The 18,547-nt window shown below is 70.8% G+C and carries 21 protein-coding genes; 10 read left to right on the top strand and 11 right to left on the bottom strand.

Annotation, left to right across the window (positions count from 1 at the left end):
* Window positions 1-2: 2 nt before the first annotated feature.
* Entirely contained in the window at window positions 3-428 is a 426-nt protein-coding gene (locus tag ACWEVP_RS48440; protein WP_452069378.1) for a recombinase family protein, read from the bottom strand.
* Between the two features lie 390 nt (window positions 429-818).
* Here ACWEVP_RS48440 and ACWEVP_RS48445 point away from each other — a divergent pair, with 390 nt between their 5' ends.
* Window positions 819-1,118: a hypothetical protein gene (locus ACWEVP_RS48445; RefSeq protein WP_452069379.1), complete on the top strand. Its 300-nt coding sequence runs from the start codon at window positions 819-821 to the stop codon at window positions 1,116-1,118.
* A gap of 372 nt (window positions 1,119-1,490) precedes the next feature.
* Here ACWEVP_RS48445 and ACWEVP_RS48450 read toward each other — a convergent pair whose 3' ends face one another.
* The 3 genes from ACWEVP_RS48450 to ACWEVP_RS48460 form a co-directional block, all read right to left on the bottom strand.
* Complete coding sequence (locus ACWEVP_RS48450; protein ID WP_452069380.1) at window positions 1,491-1,760, bottom strand: hypothetical protein; 270 nt, start codon at window positions 1,758-1,760, stop codon at window positions 1,491-1,493.
* Window positions 1,761-1,824: 64 nt separating this feature from the next.
* Window positions 1,825-2,763 carry a putative T7SS-secreted protein gene (locus ACWEVP_RS48455; protein WP_452069403.1) on the bottom strand — a complete coding sequence of 313 codons (939 nt, stop codon included), beginning with the start codon at window positions 2,761-2,763 and terminating at the stop codon, window positions 1,825-1,827.
* A gap of 128 nt (window positions 2,764-2,891) precedes the next feature.
* Window positions 2,892-3,059: a hypothetical protein gene (locus ACWEVP_RS48460; RefSeq protein WP_452069381.1), complete on the bottom strand. Its 168-nt coding sequence runs from the start codon at window positions 3,057-3,059 to the stop codon at window positions 2,892-2,894.
* A 1,096-nt stretch (window positions 3,060-4,155) separates the two neighbouring features.
* Here ACWEVP_RS48460 and ACWEVP_RS48465 point away from each other — a divergent pair.
* Window positions 4,156-4,614, top strand: coding sequence for a hypothetical protein (locus ACWEVP_RS48465; protein WP_452069382.1), 459 nt, complete (start codon window positions 4,156-4,158; stop codon window positions 4,612-4,614).
* Between the two features lie 41 nt (window positions 4,615-4,655).
* Here the strand turns inward: ACWEVP_RS48465 and ACWEVP_RS48470 are convergent, their stop codons facing one another.
* Both ACWEVP_RS48470 and ACWEVP_RS48475 read right to left on the bottom strand, forming a co-directional pair.
* Complete coding sequence (locus ACWEVP_RS48470) at window positions 4,656-6,095, bottom strand: MFS transporter (protein WP_452069383.1); 1,440 nt, start codon at window positions 6,093-6,095, stop codon at window positions 4,656-4,658.
* Between the two features lie 90 nt (window positions 6,096-6,185).
* Window positions 6,186-6,686: a carboxymuconolactone decarboxylase family protein gene (locus ACWEVP_RS48475; protein WP_452069404.1), complete on the bottom strand. Its 501-nt coding sequence runs from the start codon at window positions 6,684-6,686 to the stop codon at window positions 6,186-6,188.
* A 125-nt stretch (window positions 6,687-6,811) separates the two neighbouring features.
* On the opposite strand from ACWEVP_RS48475, the gene ACWEVP_RS48480 reads away from it, so the two are divergent.
* Window positions 6,812-7,276, top strand: a complete 465-nt coding sequence (locus ACWEVP_RS48480; RefSeq protein ID WP_452069384.1) for a MarR family winged helix-turn-helix transcriptional regulator — start codon at window positions 6,812-6,814, stop codon at window positions 7,274-7,276.
* On the opposite strand, the gene ACWEVP_RS48485 is transcribed toward ACWEVP_RS48480, so the two are convergent.
* The gene (locus tag ACWEVP_RS48485; RefSeq protein WP_452069385.1) at window positions 7,273-7,689 is read right to left on the bottom strand and encodes a cupin domain-containing protein; all 417 of its coding nucleotides are present in this window, start codon (window positions 7,687-7,689) and stop codon (window positions 7,273-7,275) included. The genes ACWEVP_RS48480 and ACWEVP_RS48485 overlap by 4 nt on opposite strands.
* A gap of 14 nt (window positions 7,690-7,703) precedes the next feature.
* A complete protein-coding gene (locus ACWEVP_RS48490; RefSeq protein ID WP_452069386.1) occupies window positions 7,704-9,191 on the bottom strand; it encodes an AMP-binding protein in 1,488 nt (495 codons plus the stop codon).
* Window positions 9,192-9,222: 31 nt separating this feature from the next.
* Here ACWEVP_RS48490 and ACWEVP_RS48495 point away from each other — a divergent pair, with 31 nt between their 5' ends.
* The gene (locus ACWEVP_RS48495) at window positions 9,223-10,359 is read left to right on the top strand and encodes an acyl-CoA dehydrogenase family protein (RefSeq protein WP_452069387.1); all 1,137 of its coding nucleotides are present in this window, start codon (window positions 9,223-9,225) and stop codon (window positions 10,357-10,359) included.
* Between the two features lie 55 nt (window positions 10,360-10,414).
* On the top strand, window positions 10,415-11,362 hold the full coding sequence (locus tag ACWEVP_RS48500) for an SDR family NAD(P)-dependent oxidoreductase (RefSeq protein WP_452069388.1): 948 nt from the start codon (window positions 10,415-10,417) through the stop codon (window positions 11,360-11,362).
* Here the strand turns inward: ACWEVP_RS48500 and ACWEVP_RS48505 are convergent.
* Complete coding sequence (locus ACWEVP_RS48505; protein ID WP_452069389.1) at window positions 11,359-12,519, bottom strand: aminotransferase class V-fold PLP-dependent enzyme; 1,161 nt, start codon at window positions 12,517-12,519, stop codon at window positions 11,359-11,361. The genes ACWEVP_RS48500 and ACWEVP_RS48505 overlap by 4 nt on opposite strands.
* Window positions 12,520-12,565: 46 nt before the next feature.
* On the opposite strand from ACWEVP_RS48505, the gene ACWEVP_RS48510 reads away from it, so the two are divergent.
* Both ACWEVP_RS48510 and ACWEVP_RS48515 read left to right on the top strand, forming a co-directional pair.
* Entirely contained in the window at window positions 12,566-13,198 is a 633-nt protein-coding gene (locus ACWEVP_RS48510; RefSeq protein ID WP_086672503.1) for a GntR family transcriptional regulator, read from the top strand.
* Window positions 13,195-13,950 (top strand): metallophosphoesterase, encoded by a 756-nt coding sequence (locus ACWEVP_RS48515; protein ID WP_452069390.1) that lies wholly within the window; start codon window positions 13,195-13,197, stop codon window positions 13,948-13,950. The genes ACWEVP_RS48510 and ACWEVP_RS48515 overlap by 4 nt, the downstream gene beginning before the upstream one ends.
* Before the next feature lie 4 nt (window positions 13,951-13,954).
* Here ACWEVP_RS48515 and ACWEVP_RS48520 read toward each other — a convergent pair whose 3' ends face one another.
* The gene (locus tag ACWEVP_RS48520) at window positions 13,955-14,665 is read right to left on the bottom strand and encodes a hypothetical protein (protein ID WP_452069391.1); all 711 of its coding nucleotides are present in this window, start codon (window positions 14,663-14,665) and stop codon (window positions 13,955-13,957) included.
* Window positions 14,666-14,809: 144 nt separating this feature from the next.
* On the opposite strand from ACWEVP_RS48520, the gene ACWEVP_RS48525 reads away from it, so the two are divergent.
* The 3 genes from ACWEVP_RS48525 to ACWEVP_RS48535 all read left to right on the top strand — a co-directional run bounded on the left by ACWEVP_RS48525 (window position 14,810) and on the right by ACWEVP_RS48535 (window position 16,936).
* Window positions 14,810-15,232 (top strand): hypothetical protein, encoded by a 423-nt coding sequence (locus ACWEVP_RS48525; protein ID WP_452069392.1) that lies wholly within the window; start codon window positions 14,810-14,812, stop codon window positions 15,230-15,232.
* A gap of 13 nt (window positions 15,233-15,245) precedes the next feature.
* Entirely contained in the window at window positions 15,246-15,749 is a 504-nt protein-coding gene (locus ACWEVP_RS48530; RefSeq protein WP_452069393.1) for a hypothetical protein, read from the top strand.
* Window positions 15,750-15,823: 74 nt separating this feature from the next.
* A complete protein-coding gene (locus ACWEVP_RS48535; RefSeq protein WP_452069394.1) occupies window positions 15,824-16,936 on the top strand; it encodes a hypothetical protein in 1,113 nt (370 codons plus the stop codon).
* Here ACWEVP_RS48535 and ACWEVP_RS48540 read toward each other — a convergent pair.
* On the bottom strand, window positions 16,914-18,536 hold the full coding sequence (locus ACWEVP_RS48540; RefSeq protein WP_452069395.1) for a CocE/NonD family hydrolase: 1,623 nt from the start codon (window positions 18,534-18,536) through the stop codon (window positions 16,914-16,916). The two genes, ACWEVP_RS48535 and ACWEVP_RS48540, sit on opposite strands and share 23 nt — an antisense overlap.
* Window positions 18,537-18,547: the final 11 nt, after the last annotated feature.

The following is an 18,547-nucleotide window of genomic DNA, read 5'->3' on the forward strand; positions in this document are numbered from 1 at the left end:
ACCTAAAGGGCTAGGTTGCCGGAGTAGAACTGGACGATCTCGGCCATGAGGCCGTACAGCAGCCGGCCGCTCGGGGTGTCGTCGATGTTCTCGGTGCAGGCGACGAGCGCGACGCCATCCTTCTTGAGCGCGAAGCTGATCGCGATGTCGTCTTCGTGGTTGCGTGCCAGCCGGTCGATCTTGTGCACGATCACGTAGTCCGGCCGGAGCCTCGGAATGTCAGCCAGCGTGCGTTGCAAGTCGTCGCGGTCCGCGGAACGGGCTAACTCGCCCGCGTCGACATACTCGTCATGCACGATCGCACCCAGTTGCTCAGCCTTGATGAGGCAGGCAGATCGTTGCGCGGGGATGGAGTAGCCCTCTACGCCGCCGCCAGTGCGGGCCTGCTCCTTAGTGCTGACGCGCAGGTATATGAGGGCTGTTGGCATGCCTCGCGTTCGACGTTCGATGACTTGTTGCTACGCGTCCGAGTTAGGTGGCCGGTGGCAGCTTCGAGGGCGTTACCTTGAGCGGAGTTCGTGTCAGGCATCTTCGGTTCGATCACCTGGAAGTCACCTCCTCAGTGTTCGTCTGTGTCTGCAAGTAGGGTCATGAAACGCTTGACGGTTTTGACCCCCGTCAAGGTGATGATGGACGATAATCGACAGAGCGGTCGACGGGTCTACACGAATGGCGCAAGTCTATGACTGTGAAAAAAGAATGACAGCGTTGATCTTGTAACATCTGCACTCCATTCCCCGACCTAGCTCTGACATCAGGCCAAAAGCTGGCCCGATGCAACGAGGAACCTTCGCATCAGACGCACCTCGGGAGTAGCCATGACGTATGATGAAACAGACCCCGCCGACGCAGTGATAGCCAGCGCGCGCGAGGCGTTCGAGCGCGGCGATAACATCTTCGAGTATACCGAATCCGCTTCACTTGAGGATGCCTATACGGGTGCCCGCTATGGGCGTCCCTTCAAGGCTGTTCAGAACTTGGGGATCCAAAACGAGATCTGCATTCAAGGCTGGGAACTAATCAACGTATGTGCGTCTAAGTGGGATCCGGGTAACTCGGCCTACATGGTGCGTTTCTATATCTTCCGTCGCTGTGAGGCGAACCGCGTAACGTCGTGAGATAGACTGGCATCTTGTGATCCTGCTGTTCTTACTGGTTGAACGGACTCAACGCCCGGCTGCCGGCCACGGGTACCGCGGCAAAGGCTTGTAAGCTCGGATTGACCTTCTGAGAACTTGGGTGATGGCGCGATTGAGTAGCGCGCCACCAGCCTGTGTTTCGGAATCAATAGGTAGCTGCGAGGCGCCAGCGGTCGGATCGGCGTCAAACCGATCTCCTGCTTCCAGAATTCGCTGGTTTGGCGACACGCACCGTGGTGACCGAATAGGAGCGACAAATCCCGGGTCTCACACGAGGTCGGACTTGTACGGCACGAGGAAGGCTGCAGCAGTAGCAACTAAATGCTACTGCTGGCTCAAGCGGTCCACCAGTCAGCGATCCTGCAATTCTTCAGCTGGCCACTTGGTAAGGAACGCGCCAAGGGCGTTATCGATGAGCACGCCACGCGCGGTAGGCTCATGGCCCGGTCCGAGGTGTTCCGTGAACGCGTCTCCCAGGATGTCGATGACCGCTTCCTGCTGATCGAGGTTTGGCTTTTCCTGAGCCCGCAGGGCCGACAGTAGCTCCGGTTCGCGTTCGCTGAGAAGCTCGACGATAACGTCGCGGAACTCGCTGGGCACCTCGTCGATAACGTTGCTCACTCATTCCTCCAGCCTGCCCGTGACCGCGCCCAGGCGGTGACGACCTCGCCCTTCTCGTTGAGGTTCACGATGGCGTCCTTGCCTGTGAAACGGTAGGTGCCACCATACGCGTCGGGCCGGTACTGCGGCGCCTTGACCGGGTCGTTGACCGCGTCGTGGGCAGCGGCATCGTTGACGCCGTGGCCGTCCCGGCCGGCCATTTGATTTCACCGTGTTCGGTCTTGCCCGTGATTCCCTTCGGCGGCTCGAACGGAGGTTCCGCTCCTCCGATACCAGCGCTGCTCTGATTGGTTTGCATCGGGGACACACGGTCGTCGCCGGCGGCGTTCTTCGCGATGTTCACGGCTCCAGCTGCTGCCATCGTGCCTCCGGCGACCATGCCTGCGGCGGACACCGCATTGAGTGGCACGCCCGCGACGGCACCCACCCCGGTGGCGTCGAGCACGAGACCGGCGCCCTCCCCCGTAGCGCTGATCATGGTCAGCCCAATACCGGCAGCTGTCATGACCGCATCACCTGGATGGTTGACGATGGCGTTGAGCACGGATGCAGTGCCGTTGAGGATTCGGCTACCTGCGTCGGCGAAGAAGTTGCCGACATCGTCAAGCCAACTCGAGCTCTGAGCTGCATCTTCGGTTTCGTCTCGGATAGCGCTGGCGACCACGTCACCGACTTCGTTGAGTTGAGTGCGGGCTCGGTCCAGGATGCCCTTGGCGGCCTGGCGAGACGCGGCGCCGGGATCGCTGAAAGGTGGGGCTGATTGGCCGTTGGCTGCTGCCTGAGCGGCGTCGAGGTCGTGCTGGGCCTGCGCCTGCCGAGTGGCCGTTTCGGCCTTGGTCCAGGTGACGATCGCCTCGGTGGCCTGGCTCTGGGCCCAGCGCAACGTGGTGGCATAGTGATACAACGCGTCCGCGGTGTTCAGCAACGCATCGGCGGCCTTATACCATTTGCCGGGTTCGTAGGAAACTTGTCGTGGAAGGCCTGCGCGGCTGGCCTCTGCCAGGCTCCGGTGTCGATCGCCTTCAGGCCCTCAGATGCGCGGCCGGCCTCGTCCGCAGCACGCGGACATTCTCCTCGATTGCCTCGGGCTTCCCGGGGATTAGTTCTGCCGGATCTTGCGTCTGCCCGAGCTCAGCCATCGCTGACCGCCGACTCGCCAGGATCGATTTCCAACATCTGAGCTGCGGCGTTGTCATTCACCCGGTACGCCTGAGTCGTGCGCGCCAGTACATCACCGATCGCCTCGGCGTCGCCGGTGAGCGTGTCGAGACCGTCGCTCCAGCGCTCACAGAAGGCCATCAACGCGTCGTGTAGCACTGGCGCACGACTGCAGCAGCTGTTCCCGTGAGCGGCTCGCGCCTGGCGGCGACTGGCTTCTTCGCGCGCGGCTGCTCGGGCACGTCCGGTTGTAACGGACGGTAGCGAGTTCGGGGTCTTCGGCTGCTAGCTGCTCCCGGAGACCTTCGCGGAAGCTTTCCCGGGCTCGCCACACCAGACGCAGAAGATTGGCATCACCACCGCGGAGCTTCGTGTTTGGACTTTTGGCCCATACGCTGCGGCTGCGGGCAAGGTCAAGTAGTTGTTGCGCCGTGGCGCCCAGCTCTTCCGCGAGTTCGGCTACTCAGGTCTCTGCTTGCCGACGGGTGCGAGCACGTTCGGCCACCGGGTCACCTCTTGGCACAAGCTGCGGCAGCTGGCTTGGGGGCCGGCTACAGCCGAGGGCGCTGCCCTCGGCTGCTGTATTCGTAATGGACTCGTGACTCTCGCCTGTCATTGACACACTCCTCGGCGAGTCGCGGGCACTGCTTTACCAGCGCCGTACTCGTGTGCTCGCATCTTCACTTCGTCATCGACCAGCCGAGCTCGGACGGCGTCGTTGCCTACCTGGGAACGGGCGGCGAGCTGGTCGATCGTCCAGCTGGCTTCGTAGAGTCGGCTGGCGGTGTCGACATCTGCTGGCTTGAAGGCAGAGTGCTGAGCTGAGTATCGATGCCGCGGGCTCGAAGATGCCGGCCGATGGTCGTGCGGTACACGCCGTACATCGCCGCGAGTTCTGGGATAGAGGCTCCGCCCTCGAACGCTTTGAGGAGTTCGTCGATGTCTTCGGGGCGAAGCTGACGGCCGTGTGAAGCTTTGGGCGGGGGCGGCAATTCAACTTTCGAGAAGTCAGGCAAGCTGCACACAAGATCAAATATGTGTTGGTCCGTTTGTCGTGCTGGAAAGCGCGTCGATTGCGCCCACCGAACCACGCCGCCGCGGTCGCGGCTTGGTGACGTTCCGGCCACGGCGGCCTTCGCTTCGTAACGGCGGGCTACCGCCGCGCGAGTTTGTCTGGCAACGAACTACCAGCGTCGGCGTCCGGAATCCCCGGAGTTCGGCGGGGGTGGAGGCCGGCATGGAGAAATTCGGGACCTGGGTGCGCGCGCTCCTCACGTTCGCCCTGCTCATCGGGGTTGCCCTCTGGCTGGTCGAAGTCGCGGGCACGATCGGCATTCCCGTGGTCAAGAGCAGCGACGGCACCGTGTTCGACCAGTTCCAGCGCGCCAAGGACGTCCTCGCGGTCATCACGCCGCTGCTGACCACGGCGCTCGGGTACTGGTTCGGCTCCGCCGGGCGGCAGGAGGCCCAGACCACCGCCAGTGCGGCCCGCGCCGAGGCCGATCAGGCCCATCGGAGGCTGGCCGGGGTGCTCGACAGCTCGTCCGAACCCGGCCTGCTGGCCAAGGCGCGGGCGGCGGACCCCGAGGCGTTCGGCGTGGCGCCGGCCAGCGGGGAGTCCTCGCAACCAGCCGAGGAGCCCCCGCCGGCACCCGCGGGGAGCACGCGCAGGCGCGCCCGGTGGTGGCGGATGTGACCTGAGCGGCGCCCTGGGAGCCTCGGGGCGCCGCTTCGGTTTCACCCCGCCATCGCCGGTTCCGGCGTCCCCGTGCGGCTCATCGTCCGCACCAGCAGGGCCAGTCCCGCGAACAGCGCCGCCGCGATCACGCCCGTCACGTTCAGCGCCGTCGTGAACGCCTGGCGAGCCTCGTCCGCCACCTCCGGCCGGGCCACGTCCGCCGCCAAGGTCGAGCCCGCCGGGAACGTCGCGTGGTACACCGCCGTCGCCGTCAAGCCGATCAGGGCCAGGCCCAGGGAACCGCCCAGGTAGTTGCCCGTGTCCGCCATCGAGGCCGCCGAACCCGCGCGCTCCGGCGGGACCGCGCCCATCACCAGGCCGATGCCCAGTGCGAACAGCGGGCCCGTGCCCAGTGTCAGCACCGCGATGCCCACCATGACCAGCCCGACGCCGTCGGTGCACGCCAGCAGGAGCCCGCCGGCCGCCGAGACCACCAGGCCGCCCGCGATCGCCGTTGCCGGGGCCATCCGGCTGGTCAGGGACGGGGCCGCCATCGTGCCCGCCGCCACGCCCAGCCCCATCGGCGCGAACAGCAGCGCGGACACCAGCGGCGAATAGCCCAGGACGCTCTGCAGGTACTGCGTCACGAGCAGGCCGACCCCGGCCATCGCGACACCCGCGAAGACCAGCGCCACCAGCACCGCGGTGAACGGCCGGTTCCGGAACAGCCGCAGGTCCAGCAGCGGCGTCGACGTCGTGAGCTGCCGTCGCGCGAAGACAACGCCCAGCGCGGCCCCCGCGGCGATCGCGCCCAGCGGCACCGCCACCTCGCCGGCGGCCAGCTGCTTCAGGCCGAACACGACCAGCAGCACGGCGGCGAGCGACAGCCCGACCCCGGCGAAGTCGAGCCGTCCGGACACCGGCGCGCGGAACTCCGGCAGCAGGAACGGCCCGGCGGCGAGCAGGACGGCGATCGCCGGGACGGCGACCAGGAAGACCGACCCCCACGCGAAGTGCTGCAGCAGGAACCCGGCGAACACCGGACCCGCCGCGCCGCCCGCGAACTGGCAGGTCGCCCAGATCGAGATGGCCTTCCCGCGCTGCCGTCCGTCGCGGAACATGTTGGTGATCAGGGCGAGCGTCGAAGGCATCAGCGTCGCTCCGGCCACGCCGAGCGCGCCGCGGACCACGATCAGCATCGCCGCGCTCGTCGAGAACGCGGCGACGATCGACAGCACCCCGAAGGCCGCGCCGCCGGCGAGCAGCAGCCGTCGCCGTCCGATGCGGTCGCCGAGGGTGCCCATCGTGATGACGAACCCGGCGACGACGAAGCCGTAGCTGTCGGTGATCCACAGCTGCTCGGTGGCGCTCGCCCCCAGGTCGGCGCTCAGCTGCGGCAGCGCGAGGAACAGCGAGGTCATGTCCATCGCGACGAGCAGGGTGGGCAGCACGAGCACCGCCAGTCCCAGCCATTCACGCCGTCCGGCGAGGTTCTCCATTTCGGCTCCTTCTCGGTGGTTGTTCACCGAGGGGTCGGAGCGGAGGGGGAGGACCGGACACCGGTCTCCGGATTTTTTCAGAGGCCGCCGTCAGACCGCGGTGGCGTGCCACTCGTGCGCCGCGAAGGCCTCGTCCAGCGGTGCGCCCGTCAGGCGGTTCGCGAACGTCGACAGCGTGTACGTCCCGATCCCCAGCACCACCTCCAGGGCGTTCCGGGTCGTGTAGCCGGCCTCGACGAAGGCGGCCAGCTCGGCAGGCGGGACGTCGCCCGTCGTGTCCAGCACCGTCACGACGAACCGCCGCAGCGCCTCCCATCGCGGCGACGGCAGGGCCGACTGCGCCCGCAGCGCCGCCACCAGTTCCGGCGGTGCCGACATCCCCGAGAGGGAGGCCGTGTGCATCGCCACGCACAGGTGACACCCGTTGCGGGCCGCCACCGTCATGATCAGCACTTCGCGGTCCAGCGCCGGCAGCGTCGTGCTCTCGAAGATCGCGTTGAGCTTGAGAAAACCGTTCAGCAGCTCCGGCGACGTCGCCAGGCGCGCGACGGCGGACGGGACGCGGCCGAACTTCTTCGCGGTGGCCGCCATCGCCGGGCGGGCGGCCGGGGGTGCAGACTCCGGGGTGTGATCGGGGAACAAGACGTCTCCAGACGTAGGATCGACAACGTGGTTGTCGAAACCGTAAACCTGGTTGTCGAAAAAGGCAAGGGGCGATGACCGACACGCCCGGCTACGAGCTGCCCTTCCTGCTCTTCGGCGGCTTCCGCACGCTCATCGACCGCCTCCACGCCGAACTCGCGCGCCGCGGGCACCCGGACGTGCGGCCGTCGTACGGCTTCGCCATGCAGGCCATCGGTGTCCAGGGCGCGACGGCGTCGGAGATCGGCCGCCGCCTCGGCGTCTCGAAGCAGGCGGCGGGCAAGACGGTCGAGCGGCTCGAGGCGCTCGGGTACGCCGAACGCGCCGACGACCCGGGCGACGCGCGCCGCAAGATCGTGCGGCTCACCGCCCACGGCGTCGACGCGCTCACGAAATCCGCGGAGATCTTCGACGACCTGCGCGACGACTGGGCCCGCGCGGTCGGCGCCGACCGGATCAGCGCGCTCGAGACCGACCTGCGCAAGGTCGTCGGGCCCGCCGCGTACCGGCTGGACGCGGCGGGCTGGTTCTCGAGCTAGAAACCGCAGCCCGGGTCGGGCGCGTCCTCCGACAGCGGGCTGCCCGCGGGCAGCACGTACAGGACTTCGAGCACCAGCGGCGTCGACCCGAGGTTGCGGCCGATGTGCACCTGGTCGGGCTGCTCGGTGAACGCGCGCCCGGCGCCGAAGATGCCGTCGATGCTGCAGTCGGCGAGGTTGTGCGTCAGCGTCCCGGACTTCACGTACGCGTAGAGCGTGCCGTCGTGGAAGTGCCAGCCGGTGTAGCCGCCGGGCTGGACGGTGATCTCCCGCAGCGTGTAGTCGGTGTGGCCGATGGTCTTCTGGGCCAGGATCGTGCCGGTGACGCCGCTGCCGGGCGTCGCGGACGCGGTCCCGGGCAGCAGCGTGACGGCCAGCGCGGTCGCGGCGAGGAGCGTGACGGTCTTGCGCATCGGGCAAATCCCCCTCAGGTCCGGCGCAGGGTGCGCCGCATCATCTTGCCCGATTCCGTGCGCGGCAGGCGATCGGTGAAGTCGAACCGCTTCGGCGTCTTGAACCCGGCCAGCGCCGCCCGGCAGTGCTCGGCCAGCCGCGCGGCCAGGTCGTCGCCCGCGCGAACGCCGGGGACGGGCTCGACGACGGCGATCACCCGCTGCCCCCACTCCTCGTCCGGCTCGCCGATCACCGCCGCGTCGGCGACGTCCGGGTGCGTCAGCAGCCGCGCTTCGATCTCGGCCGGGTAGATGTTGACGCCGCCGGAGAGGATCAGGTCGGTCCGGCGGTCGAGCAGGAAGACGCGGCCTTCGCCGTCTCGGTGGCCGAAGTCGCCGACGGTGATGAACTCCCCGGACCGGTTCGCCGCGGTCTTCTCCGGGTCGCCGAGGTAGTCGATCGCGGTGTGGGCGGAGCTGAACCAGATCGTGCCCGGCTCGCCGTCCGGGACCTCCGCGCCGTCGTCGTCGAGGATCTTCAACCGGACGCCGGTGAGCGGCCGGCCGACCGTGCCCGGCGCCGCCAGCCATTCGGTGGCCGTGACGCCGCAGATCAGCCCTTCCGAAGCACCGTAGTACTCGTGCACCACCGGGCCGAGCCAGGCGATCATCCGCTCCTTGACCTCGCGCGGGCAGGGCGCCGCGCCGTGGATGACGCTGGTCAGGCTCGTCGTGTCGTACCGCGCACGGACATCCTCGGGCAGCCGCAGCATGCGGTGGAACATCGTCGGCACCAGGTGGGTGTCCGTGACCCGGTGCTCCTCGACGAGCCGCAACGCCCCTTCGGCGTCGAAGCGGTCCATCAGCACCGCGCTGTGCCCCAGGTGCAGGGCGTTGACGGCGAACGAACCGGGCGCCGCGTGGTAGAGCGGGCACGCCACCAGGTGCACACCCGGCCCCGGCTCGACGCCGAAGCGCGCCATGAGGTCGCGGTGGATCGGGTGCAGCGCCGGTGGCTTCCCGCTCAGGGCGCGCCGGACGCCCTTGGGCCGCCCGGTGGTGCCCGACGTGTAGAGCATCGTCTGCCCCGCGGTCCGCGGTTCGGGCGGCGTCGACGGCTCGTCCTCACCCCAGGAGGCGTAGTCGCCCCAGCCCGCGACCGGGCCGACCGAGAACCGGGGCACGCCGGGGTCGCAGGTCCGCGCGATGGCCGCGTCCGCGACGACGACGCGGGCGCCGCTGTTCGCGACCACGTAGGCGATTTCGTCCGGCGAGGACCGGTAGTTGACCGGGGTGAAGTACATCCCCGCCTGCAGCGTGGCGAACAGCAGCTCGAAGTAGGGGAGTCCGTTGTGGACGATCGCGACGACGCCGTCACCCGGCCCGAGGCCCAGCCGGCGCAGCGCGTGCGTCAGCCGGTTCGCCCGCGCGGCCAGCTCGCCGAAGGTCGCGGCCGTCCCGTCCGGCGCGAGCACCGCGAGGCGCTCCGGGTGCTCGTGCGCGACGTCGAAGAAGGTGCTCACGAGCCGCACGCTACCGGGTAGCGTGCCCCTCATGGACGCGGAGCTTTTCGGGCAGGTTCTCGGCGCGGTGCGGGACTTCGTGCGCAAGGAGGTCGTGCCGCGGGAGGCGGAGATCGACGAGCGCGACGAGATCCCGGCCGAGATCCGCGAGAAGGCCGCCGAACTGGGCCTGTTCGGCTGGGCGCTGCCGGAGGAGTACGGCGGGCTCGGCCTCGGCATGGCCGAAGACGTCCGGCTCGCGATCGAGCTCGGCCACACGACGCCCGCGTTCCGGTCGCTGTTCGGCACCAACAACGGCATCGCCGGCCAGGCGATCGTGCACTACGGGACGCCGGACCAGCGCACCCGCTGGCTGCCGCGGCTGGCGGCCGGGCAGGCGATCGCCTCCTTCGCGCTCACCGAGGCCGAGGCCGGCTCCGACCCGGGCGGGCTGACCAGCCGCGCGGTCCGCGACGGCGACCGCTACCGGCTCTCGGGCACCAAGCGGTTCATCACGAACGCGCCGCTGGCCGAGGTCTTCGTCGCGTTCGCGCGCACGGACCTCGACAGCACCGGCAGCCGCGGCATCTCGGCGTTCCTGGTGCCCGCCGGAGCACCGGGCGTCACGGTCGGCCCGCACGACGCGAAGATGGGCCAGGCCGGCGCGTGGACGTCCGAGGTGGTCTTCGACGACGTCGAGCTGCCGGACGACGCGCTGGTCGGCGAGGAGGGCAAGGGCTTCGGCATCGCGATGGCCTCGCTGGCCCGCGGCCGGCTGCACATCGCGGCGCTGTGCGTCGGCATGGCCGAACGCGCGCTCGCCGAAGCCGTCGAGTACGCGCGGACGGCGCGTCAGGGCGGCCGCGTGATCGGCGAGTACCAGCTCGTCCAGGCGCTGCTCGCGGAGTCGCACGCCGAGCTCGCGGCCGGCCGCGCGATGGTCCACGAGGCCGCCGCGAAGTACGACTCGAACGAGGACCGCAAGCTCGGGCCGTCGTCGGCGAAGCTCTTCTGCACCGAGATGCTCGGCCGGGTCGCCGACCGCGCGGTGCAGGTCCACGGCGGGATGGGGTACGTCCGCGGGGTGACGGTCGAGCGGATCTACCGCGACGCGCGGCTGTTCCGGATCTACGAGGGCACCAGCGAAATCCAGAAGCTCGTCATCGCGCGGCAGCTGCTCAAGGACTGATCCCCGCGTCACTCGCGCTTGCGCTGGAGTTCACTCCAGGACTTAGCGTCGGGGTATGACCACTGCACAGCACAAGATCGGCTCGGGTTTCGGAGCCGAGACCACCGCGGCCGAAGCCGTGGCGGGGATCGACCTGTCCGGCAAGCTCGCGATCGTCACCGGCGGCTACTCGGGAATCGGTCTGGAGACCACCCGGGCGCTGACCGCCGCGGGCGCGCACGTCGTCGTCCCGGCCCGCCGCCGCACCGCGGCCGAAGAAGCCCTGCGGGGCTTCGAAAACGTCGAGGTCGACGAACTGGACCTCGGCGACCTCGGCAGCGTCCGCGCGTTCGCCGGGCGGTTCCTCGCTTCGGGCCGCCGGATCGACATGTTCATCGGCAGCGCCGGGATCATGGCGTCGCCCGAGACGCGCGTCGGGCCGGGCTGGGAAGCGCAGTTCGCGACCAACCACCTGGGCCACTTCGCCCTGGTGAACCGGCTCTGGCCGGCGTTCGCGCCGGGCGCGCGCGTCGTTTCGGTGTCCTCGCGCGGCCACCACTACGGCCCGGTCCGCTTCGACGACCTCGAATTCCGGCGGGGCTACGACAAGTGGCTCGCCTACGGCCAGGCCAAGACGGCGAACGTGCTCTTCGCCGTCCACCTCGACAAGCTCGCGCGCGACCACGGCGTCCGCGCGTTCGCCCTGCACCCGGGCCGGATCCTCACCGACCTCGTGCGCTACCTCGACCGCCAGGAGCTGGTCGACGCCGGGATGCTGGACGCCGAAGGCCGGGTCACCGGCGGCGCGAAGACGCCGGAGCAGGGCGCCGCCACCCAGGTCTGGGCGGCGACGTCCCCGCAGCTCGACGGCCTCGGCGGCGTCTACCTCGACGACTGCGACGTCGCCGAGCCCGCGCCCGCCGACGGCACCCGCACGGGCGTCAAGGACTACGCGATCGACCCGGTGCTCGCCGAGCGGCTGTGGACGGTGTCGGCCGAACTGACCGGTGTGAACGCCTTCTAGAGCTTGCTCACCAGCAGGTCGATCTCGTCCTCGGTGTTGTAGTAGTGCACCGACGCCCGGACCATGTCCGGCAGGTCGCGCGCGGTGAAGTCGTACTGCGCCGACGTCCGCGACGAGACCGATGTGGTGATGTTCGCCTCGGCGAGCCGGGCCTTGATCTCCGCGGCCGGAGTGCCCGCCACGCTGAACGTGACGATGCCGCACTTGCGGGCGCCGACGTCGTGCACGCGCGCTCCGGCTTCGGCGAGCCGGCCGCGCAGCGTGGCCGCCAGCGAGGCGACGCGCGTTTCGATGGCGGGCAGGCCCCACTCGAGCGCGTAGTCGATCGCCGCGCCGAGGCCGAACACCGCCGCGAAGTCGCGTTCCCACACCTCGAAGCGCTTGGCCGTCGGGTCGACGACGTACTCCGTCGGCGACACCCAGCTCGCCGAATGCAGGTCGAGCATCGCGGGCTCCAGCCGCTCCCGCAGCCGGGGGTGCACGTAGAGGAACCCGGTGCCGCGCGGTCCGCGCAGGTACTTGCGGCCGGTCGTCGACAGCGCGTCGCACTTCAGGCGGGAGACGTCGAGGTCGAGCTGGCCGGCGGACTGGCACGCGTCGAGCAGGAACGGGATGCCGGCCGCCTCGGCGACCGCGCCGATCTCCTCGGCCGGGTTGACCAGCCCGCCCTGGGTGGGCACGTGGCTGACGGCGATCAGCTTGACGTCGCCGTCGACGCGCCGCTTCAGGTCTTCGACGTCCAGCTGCCCCGACTCGTCGTCGCCGACCACCTCGACGACCGCGCCGGTGCGCCGGGCGACCTGCAGGTAGGCGATGGCGTTGCTGGCGTACTCCGCGCGCGACGTCAGGATCCGGTCCCCGGCCTGGAAGGGCAGCGCGTAGAAGACGGCCTGCCACGACCGGGTCGCGTTGTCGGTGAGGGCGATGTCGTCCGGTTCGCCGCCGACGAGCCGCGCCGCCGACGCGTACACCGCGGCCAGCCGGTCCGACGCCTCCGCGGCCGCTTCGTAGCCGCCGGTCAGCGCTTCGTGGCGCAGGTACTCGACGACGGTGTCGGTCACGACGGACGGCGGAAGCGCCGAACCGGCGTTGTTGAAGTGGACCACTTCGGCGCAGCCGGGCGTGTCACGGCGGGCGCGGTCGACGTCGAAGGTCATGTGAACTGAATACAGTAGCTGTGTTCTGTATGCAATACTGTCGTCCATGGCCCGGACCCCGTTGCGCAGCGACCTCATCGAGGAGATCACCACCCGCGTGCTGGACGGCAGGCTCGCCGCCGGCGCCCGCGTCAACGAGGTGCACCTGGCCCGCGAGCTGGGCGTCAGCCGGACGCCGCTGCGGGAGGCGCTGATCGGGCTCGCCGACCGCGGCCTGCTCGTGTCGGCGCCCGGGCGGGGGTTCCTGGTGCCGCCGTTCGACCCGGACGAGGCCCGCCGCCTCTACCCGCTGGTCGCCGAGCTCGAAGCGCTCGCCCTGCGCTGGACGTCGCCGCTGGAGCTGGCCGGGCTCCCGGACGCGCTCGACGCCGTCGCCGACGAGATGGCCGCGGCGCTGGAATCCGGCGCCGATCTGTCCGATGTGGACGAACGGTGGCATGCCCTGCTGCTGTCGCGCTGCCCCAACCCGCACCTGCTGCGGCTGATCGGGCAGACCAAGCCGCTGCTGAAGCGGTACGAATCGTGCTACTTCGGCGGGGCCGGCCGCGCCGGGGAGAGCATCGGCGAGCACCGCCGGATCGCCGCCGCGTTGCGGGACGGCGACCTGCCGACCGCGTCCGCGGTGCTCGTCCGCAACTGGGTGAAAGCGCTGGCGTACCTGGGGAAGGACGAAAGATGATCATCGCGCACCTGAGCGACCTGCACCTCGACGGCGATCCGCGGGCGGAGGATCGGGTCGCCGCCGTCATGGCTTACCTCGGCGGGCTCGCGAAGCCGGTCGACGCGGTCGTGGTGACCGGCGACATCGCCGACCACGGCGCGGCATCGGAGTACGCGCGCGCCGCGGAACTGCTCAAGCACCCGGCGCCGGTACTGGTCTGCCCGGGCAACCACGACGTCCGGGCGGAGTTCCGCACGGGATTGCTGGGCCTGCCCGCTTCCGACGCCCCGATCGACCTCGCCCAGGAGGTCGAGGGCGTCCTGTTCGCGCTGTGCGACTCGACGATTCCCGGCCGCGGCGCGGGATTCCTCGCCGACGAGACCCTGGACTGGCTCGACGACCTCCTCGCCGGCGGCGACGGCCCGGCGTTCGTCGCGTTCCACCACCCGCCGGTCGAGGTGGGGGTGGCGCTGGTCGACGCGATCCGCCAGTCCGGCGAAGACCGGCTGGCGGCGGTGCTGGGCCGCCACCCCCGCGTCAAGGCGCTGCTGGCCGGGCACGTGCACACCGGCGCGTCGACGACGTTCGCCGGCGTGCCGCTGCGCATCGCGCCCGGCGTCGTTTCGCAGTCGCTGCTGCCGGTCGAGTCCGGCGCCGATCGCGGCTGGGACGAAGGCGGCCCGCTCGACTACGAGCGGCCGCCTTCGCTGCTGCTGCACGTCTTGCACGACGACGGCCGGGTGACCAGCCACCACCGCGTCGCCGGCTGAGGGCTCAGCCGGAGATCGTCGCGTCGAAGCTGGTGCTGGGGCAGAAAGCGCCGCCGTAGCCGGTGACTTCGATGCTGCCGGAGACGTCGCCGTCGTCGATCGTCACGCGCAGCCGTCCCGAGACCGGGTAGTACGGGCAGGCGGCGATGCTCGACGACGCCGTGAAGACGTTCCCGCCGGTGGCGGCGATGTTCTCCACGGGTTCGACGGTGATCGTGGTGCCGTCGGCGTCGACGCTCGCCAGGTCGAGGTCCGCGGCGCCGGACCCGGGCAGGCAGCCGGAGTTGGAGCCGAACCGGATGGCGCCGGGCTGGGGCTGGGCGGCGGGGTTGCCGGAGACCAGGCACACGTCCACCGGGTTGACGTCGTTCGTGGTGCCGCTCGAGGAGATCGTGTCGACGACCCGGAGGGTGGCCGGCCGGCGGAACGAGTGGCCCGAGACCGAGCCGGAGATCGTCACGTCGTAGGAGCCGGAGGTGGTCCCGCGCGCTTCTTCGGTCTCGGAGGTCGTCGTTTCCTCCTCGGTCGTGGGCTCCGTGGTTTCCGAGGTCGTCTCGCCGGTCGTGGGGGTGTCCGTCGTCGGCTCGGTCGTGGTCGTCGGCGGGTCGGTCGTCGAAACCGGCGCCGGGCTCGCGACCTGCTCTACCCCGCCGCAGCCGGCGGTGACGAGCAGGAACGCGGTCAGCGCGGCGACGATCTTCCGGGTGCTGATCAAGGGAAATCCTGACCTGGGCGGCGTGTCACGGCGTAGGTCGGTGGCGGCCGCGGAGACGTTACGACCGGTTTGTAACGGCTTCGCCCGCGGGTGCGACTCCCGGTCGGACGCCCGGCCGGGTGTCCGTCCACAGTGGAGGAACGGGTGCCGGGCGTCGTTCGCCGCGCGGGGTTCCGCGCGCTCGGGGTGGTCGCGGTCACCGCGCTGCTCGGGTTCGTGCTCCACCTGAGCCGGCCGCCCGAGCCGGTTCGCGTTCCCGCGGCTCCGGCACTGACGGACGTCCCCGCGTGGGGGAGCGACCGGCAGTGGGAGCTGAGCGGCGCCCGGGTCGGTGACGACGGCACCGGGTTCTTCACCGGCGAGATCACCGTGACGAACCGGGCGGACCGGGCCCGGACGGGGCTGTTCCGGCTGACGCTCTCCGTCGGCGGGACGAAGGTGGCGGACCTGTTCGGCCAGGTGCGCTCCGCGGTCGCCCCGGGCGAGACGGTGGTGGTCGGGCTGGGGCTCGGCGGCGGGTTCGTGCCCGGCCCCTACGCGGTGGAGTTCCACGAGGCGTTCGCGTAGGAAGGCGGAGCGGGTGAGCGACGAGGTCATCGGCTGGGCGGTGCGCCTGGCGGAGGGAGTGGCGCCGGACGAGGTGGAGCTGGTCCCGGCGCTGACGGCGGCGTACCTGACGGGCGGGGCGTCCCGGCGGGAGCTGTTCGCCCGCGCGAACTCCGTCCCGGGCGGCTTCGACGTGACCGCGCCGATCGTGCTGTTCCCGCACGTGCTGGCGGCGGTGACGCTGGCGGCCCCGGCGATCTGGGCGGCGTTGGGCGGGAATCTCAGCAGTGTTTCCACGCTCTTGAAGAACCTGGGGGACCTGTGGGACCGGCGCCGCGCGAAGGCGGCGCCCGCGGAACCGCCGCTGCCGGAGCTGAACCGGCTGATCGACGCGATCGTCGCGGAACTGATGGCAGCGGGAGTGCCGCCGATCGAGAGCGAGGTGCTGACGTTCCGGATCGTCCGGGCGCTGATCAACGACGGCGCGGGCACGCGCGCGTTCCTGGCGGCGGCGCCCCCGGAGGAGCGGAAGCGGTGACGGGCGGCTTCGGGACGGGTAGCCACGCGCCGGGCCCGGTTCCGGGTGGCGGCCTGCCTCCGCACCCCGACCCCGTGCCCCTCTCCCCGGCGCCGCCCTGGCTGCTCTTCTGGTTCCTCACCGCCGTCTGCTGGACCGCGCCCCGCCAGTTCCCCTCCTGGTGGGACACCGTCCTCGACCTCGTCGGCGCCACGCCGAACCCCGCTTCGACCCTGCCCGGTAGCGATCTCCTCCGCGTCGCCGGGCTGGTCGACCTCGTGCCCGCCTTCGTCCTGCTCGCCGCCGTCGTGACCGTCGCCGGGGCCGGTGTCCGCGGCCGGCTCGTCGAACGCCGTTACGGGCTGGGCGATCCCCGCACCCCCACCCTCGCCGCCATCGCCGGGTACGCGCGAGCCCAGCTGCCCGTCGTCGAAGTCCGGGCCAACCCGCGGCGCACGGACCTGCTCGCGTTCGCCTACCTCCGCGGCCCGCGCCGGCCGCGGCTCGCCGTCTTCGCGCCGCTCGTCGTGCTCTGGCGGCGGGACCGCGCGGCCGCCGAGGCCGTCGTGCGGCACGAGCTCGCGCACTGCCGCCAGGGCGACACCCTGCTCGCCGGCGCGACCAGCCCGCTGGCGTTCGTCGTCCGGCACTGGTTCGGCCTGTTCGTCTGGACGGCCGTGGTCCCGGCCGGGGCGGTGTGGTTCGCCGGCTTCCTCGACGGGAGCGAGTACTCCGGCGGCGATATCGGCGCCGGGCTCGGCCTGATGCTGCTCACGGCGGGGGGAACGCTGCTGGCCGCCATCACGCTGCCGGTCGCCGGGGCGTGGAGCGCCGAGTTCGCCGCCGACCACGTCGCGGGTGCCGCGGCGGCCACCCGGCTCCGCGCGCCCAAGTCCCGCTGCGTGACGGCGCGGCTCACCCACCCGCCGATGGCCCTGCGCCGTCACCTGCTCGACGCGGGCCCGCGCGCCACCGCGCTGGCCGCGATCGCGTGCTACCCGGTGGGCTGGCTGGTCCAGCTCGGCTGGCTGCTGCTCGCCGCCAACGCCGCGTGGTGGCAGCTCGGCGAGTCCGGCACCGCCCGCGCACTCGGGCTCTGGGCAGCAGCCGGCTGGCCGGTCTGGACGGCGGCCGCGCTCTTCCTCGCCGGCTGGCCGCCGGCGCGCCGCCGGTGGACGCGCCTGGTCAGCCGAACACCGGCAGCGTGAGCTTCGACGGCCGGGCGGCGTCGTGGAAGACCTCGAACCGGTTCGGCTGCCCCTGCACCGCCGCCGTGACCGGCTCGCCGGTCCCGTGGTTGCGCGCGAACCGCGGGAACGCCCCGCCCGCGACCTGGACGCGCAGCCGGTGGCCCCGGCGGAAGCGGTAGGCCGTCGGGTCGAGCGTCACCTCCGCCGTCACCACGCCGTCCGCGCCCGCCTCCGGGAACCCGGGGCGCAGCCGCACGATCCCGTCGGTGACGTTACGGGACACGCCGCCGGTGTCGACGTCGCAGAGCCGCACGTAGACGTCGGCGTGGCCGAGTTCGGTGCGCACGTGCACGGTCGCCGACACCTCGCCGATGACGTCCAGTTCCGCCGGCAGCGGTTCGCCGGTGAACACGAGCACGTCCGGCCGGGCTTCGACCGCCTGGTTGTCCTTCTGCTTCCAGTCACCGGTCAGCAGCGGCCCGCCGACCGCCGGCGTCGGATCCGCCGGGTCGTAGGTGAACGTCGTCGGCCGCGCCTCGCCGTCGACGGACTCGCCGAGCCCGCCGATCGGCCGCAGGTGCGACGCGGTCGCCGTCGAAGGCGGCGGCCACGACTCGAAGTCGAGCCAGGTGCCCGCGCCCTGCAGGAACAGCCGGACCGGCGAGCGCTGCAGCTGCGTCCGGTCGCCGAGCAGGTGCGCGCGCAGGAAGCCGAGCTGGTCCCGGATCATCGGGCCCATGCTCGCCGGCTCGCCGTGCGCCCAGGGCCCGACCGTCAGCCGCGGCGCCTTGCCGGCCTCGGCGAGGGTCCGGAAGTCGCGCAGCTGCGAGCCGATGAACAGGTCGTACCAGCCGGTCACCATCGACACCGGGACGTCGAGCTTCGCGACTTCGGCGCTGTGGTCGGACATCGCCCAGTAGTCGTCGCCGGGGACGAAGTGCTCGGTGATGTCCTGGAGGAACTGCACCGGCTTCCCGATCGCGGCGACGTCGGCGCGGCTCAGCGGCAGGAACGACATCGCCTTGCGCGTCTTGCGCTTCTGCAGCGGGTTCGGCAGCGCGGCGAAGCGCTCTTCCTGACGGCCGATCATCGCCGACCACGACACCATGTTGTCCGCCGCGAGCACGCCGCCCGGGTAGAACGTCGAGACGAATTCCGACGCCGTCACCCCCAGGCACATCGCCTTCAGCGGCGGGTCGAGGTACGGCCCGACCGCCCACTGCGTGTGGCCGAGGTAGCTGGCGCCCGCCATGGCGATGTCGCCGTCGCACCACGGCTGCGCGCGCAGCCACTCGGCGGTCGCGACGCCGTCCTCGCGTTCGAGGTGGAACGGGCGGAACTCGCCGCCGGAGCCGAACGAGCCGCGCGTGCTCTGGACGACCGTCTGCAGGCCGTGCCGGGCGAACGTGTCGCCGAAGAGCTTCGACAGGATGCCCGCGCGCCCGTACGGCGTGCGGATCAGCACCACCGGCGCCGACGTGGTCCCGGCCGGCGCGTACCGGTCGGCGAGCAGCGTGACGCCGTCGGGCATCGGCACGGTGAGGTCGCGCGTCACCTCCGGCTTCGGCCCTTCGGCGCGGGGGAGCCCGAGCAGCTTGTCGACAAGTCGGTCCAGCACGGGCGCCCGCC

The organism is Amycolatopsis sp. NPDC003865, from assembly GCF_053605345.1.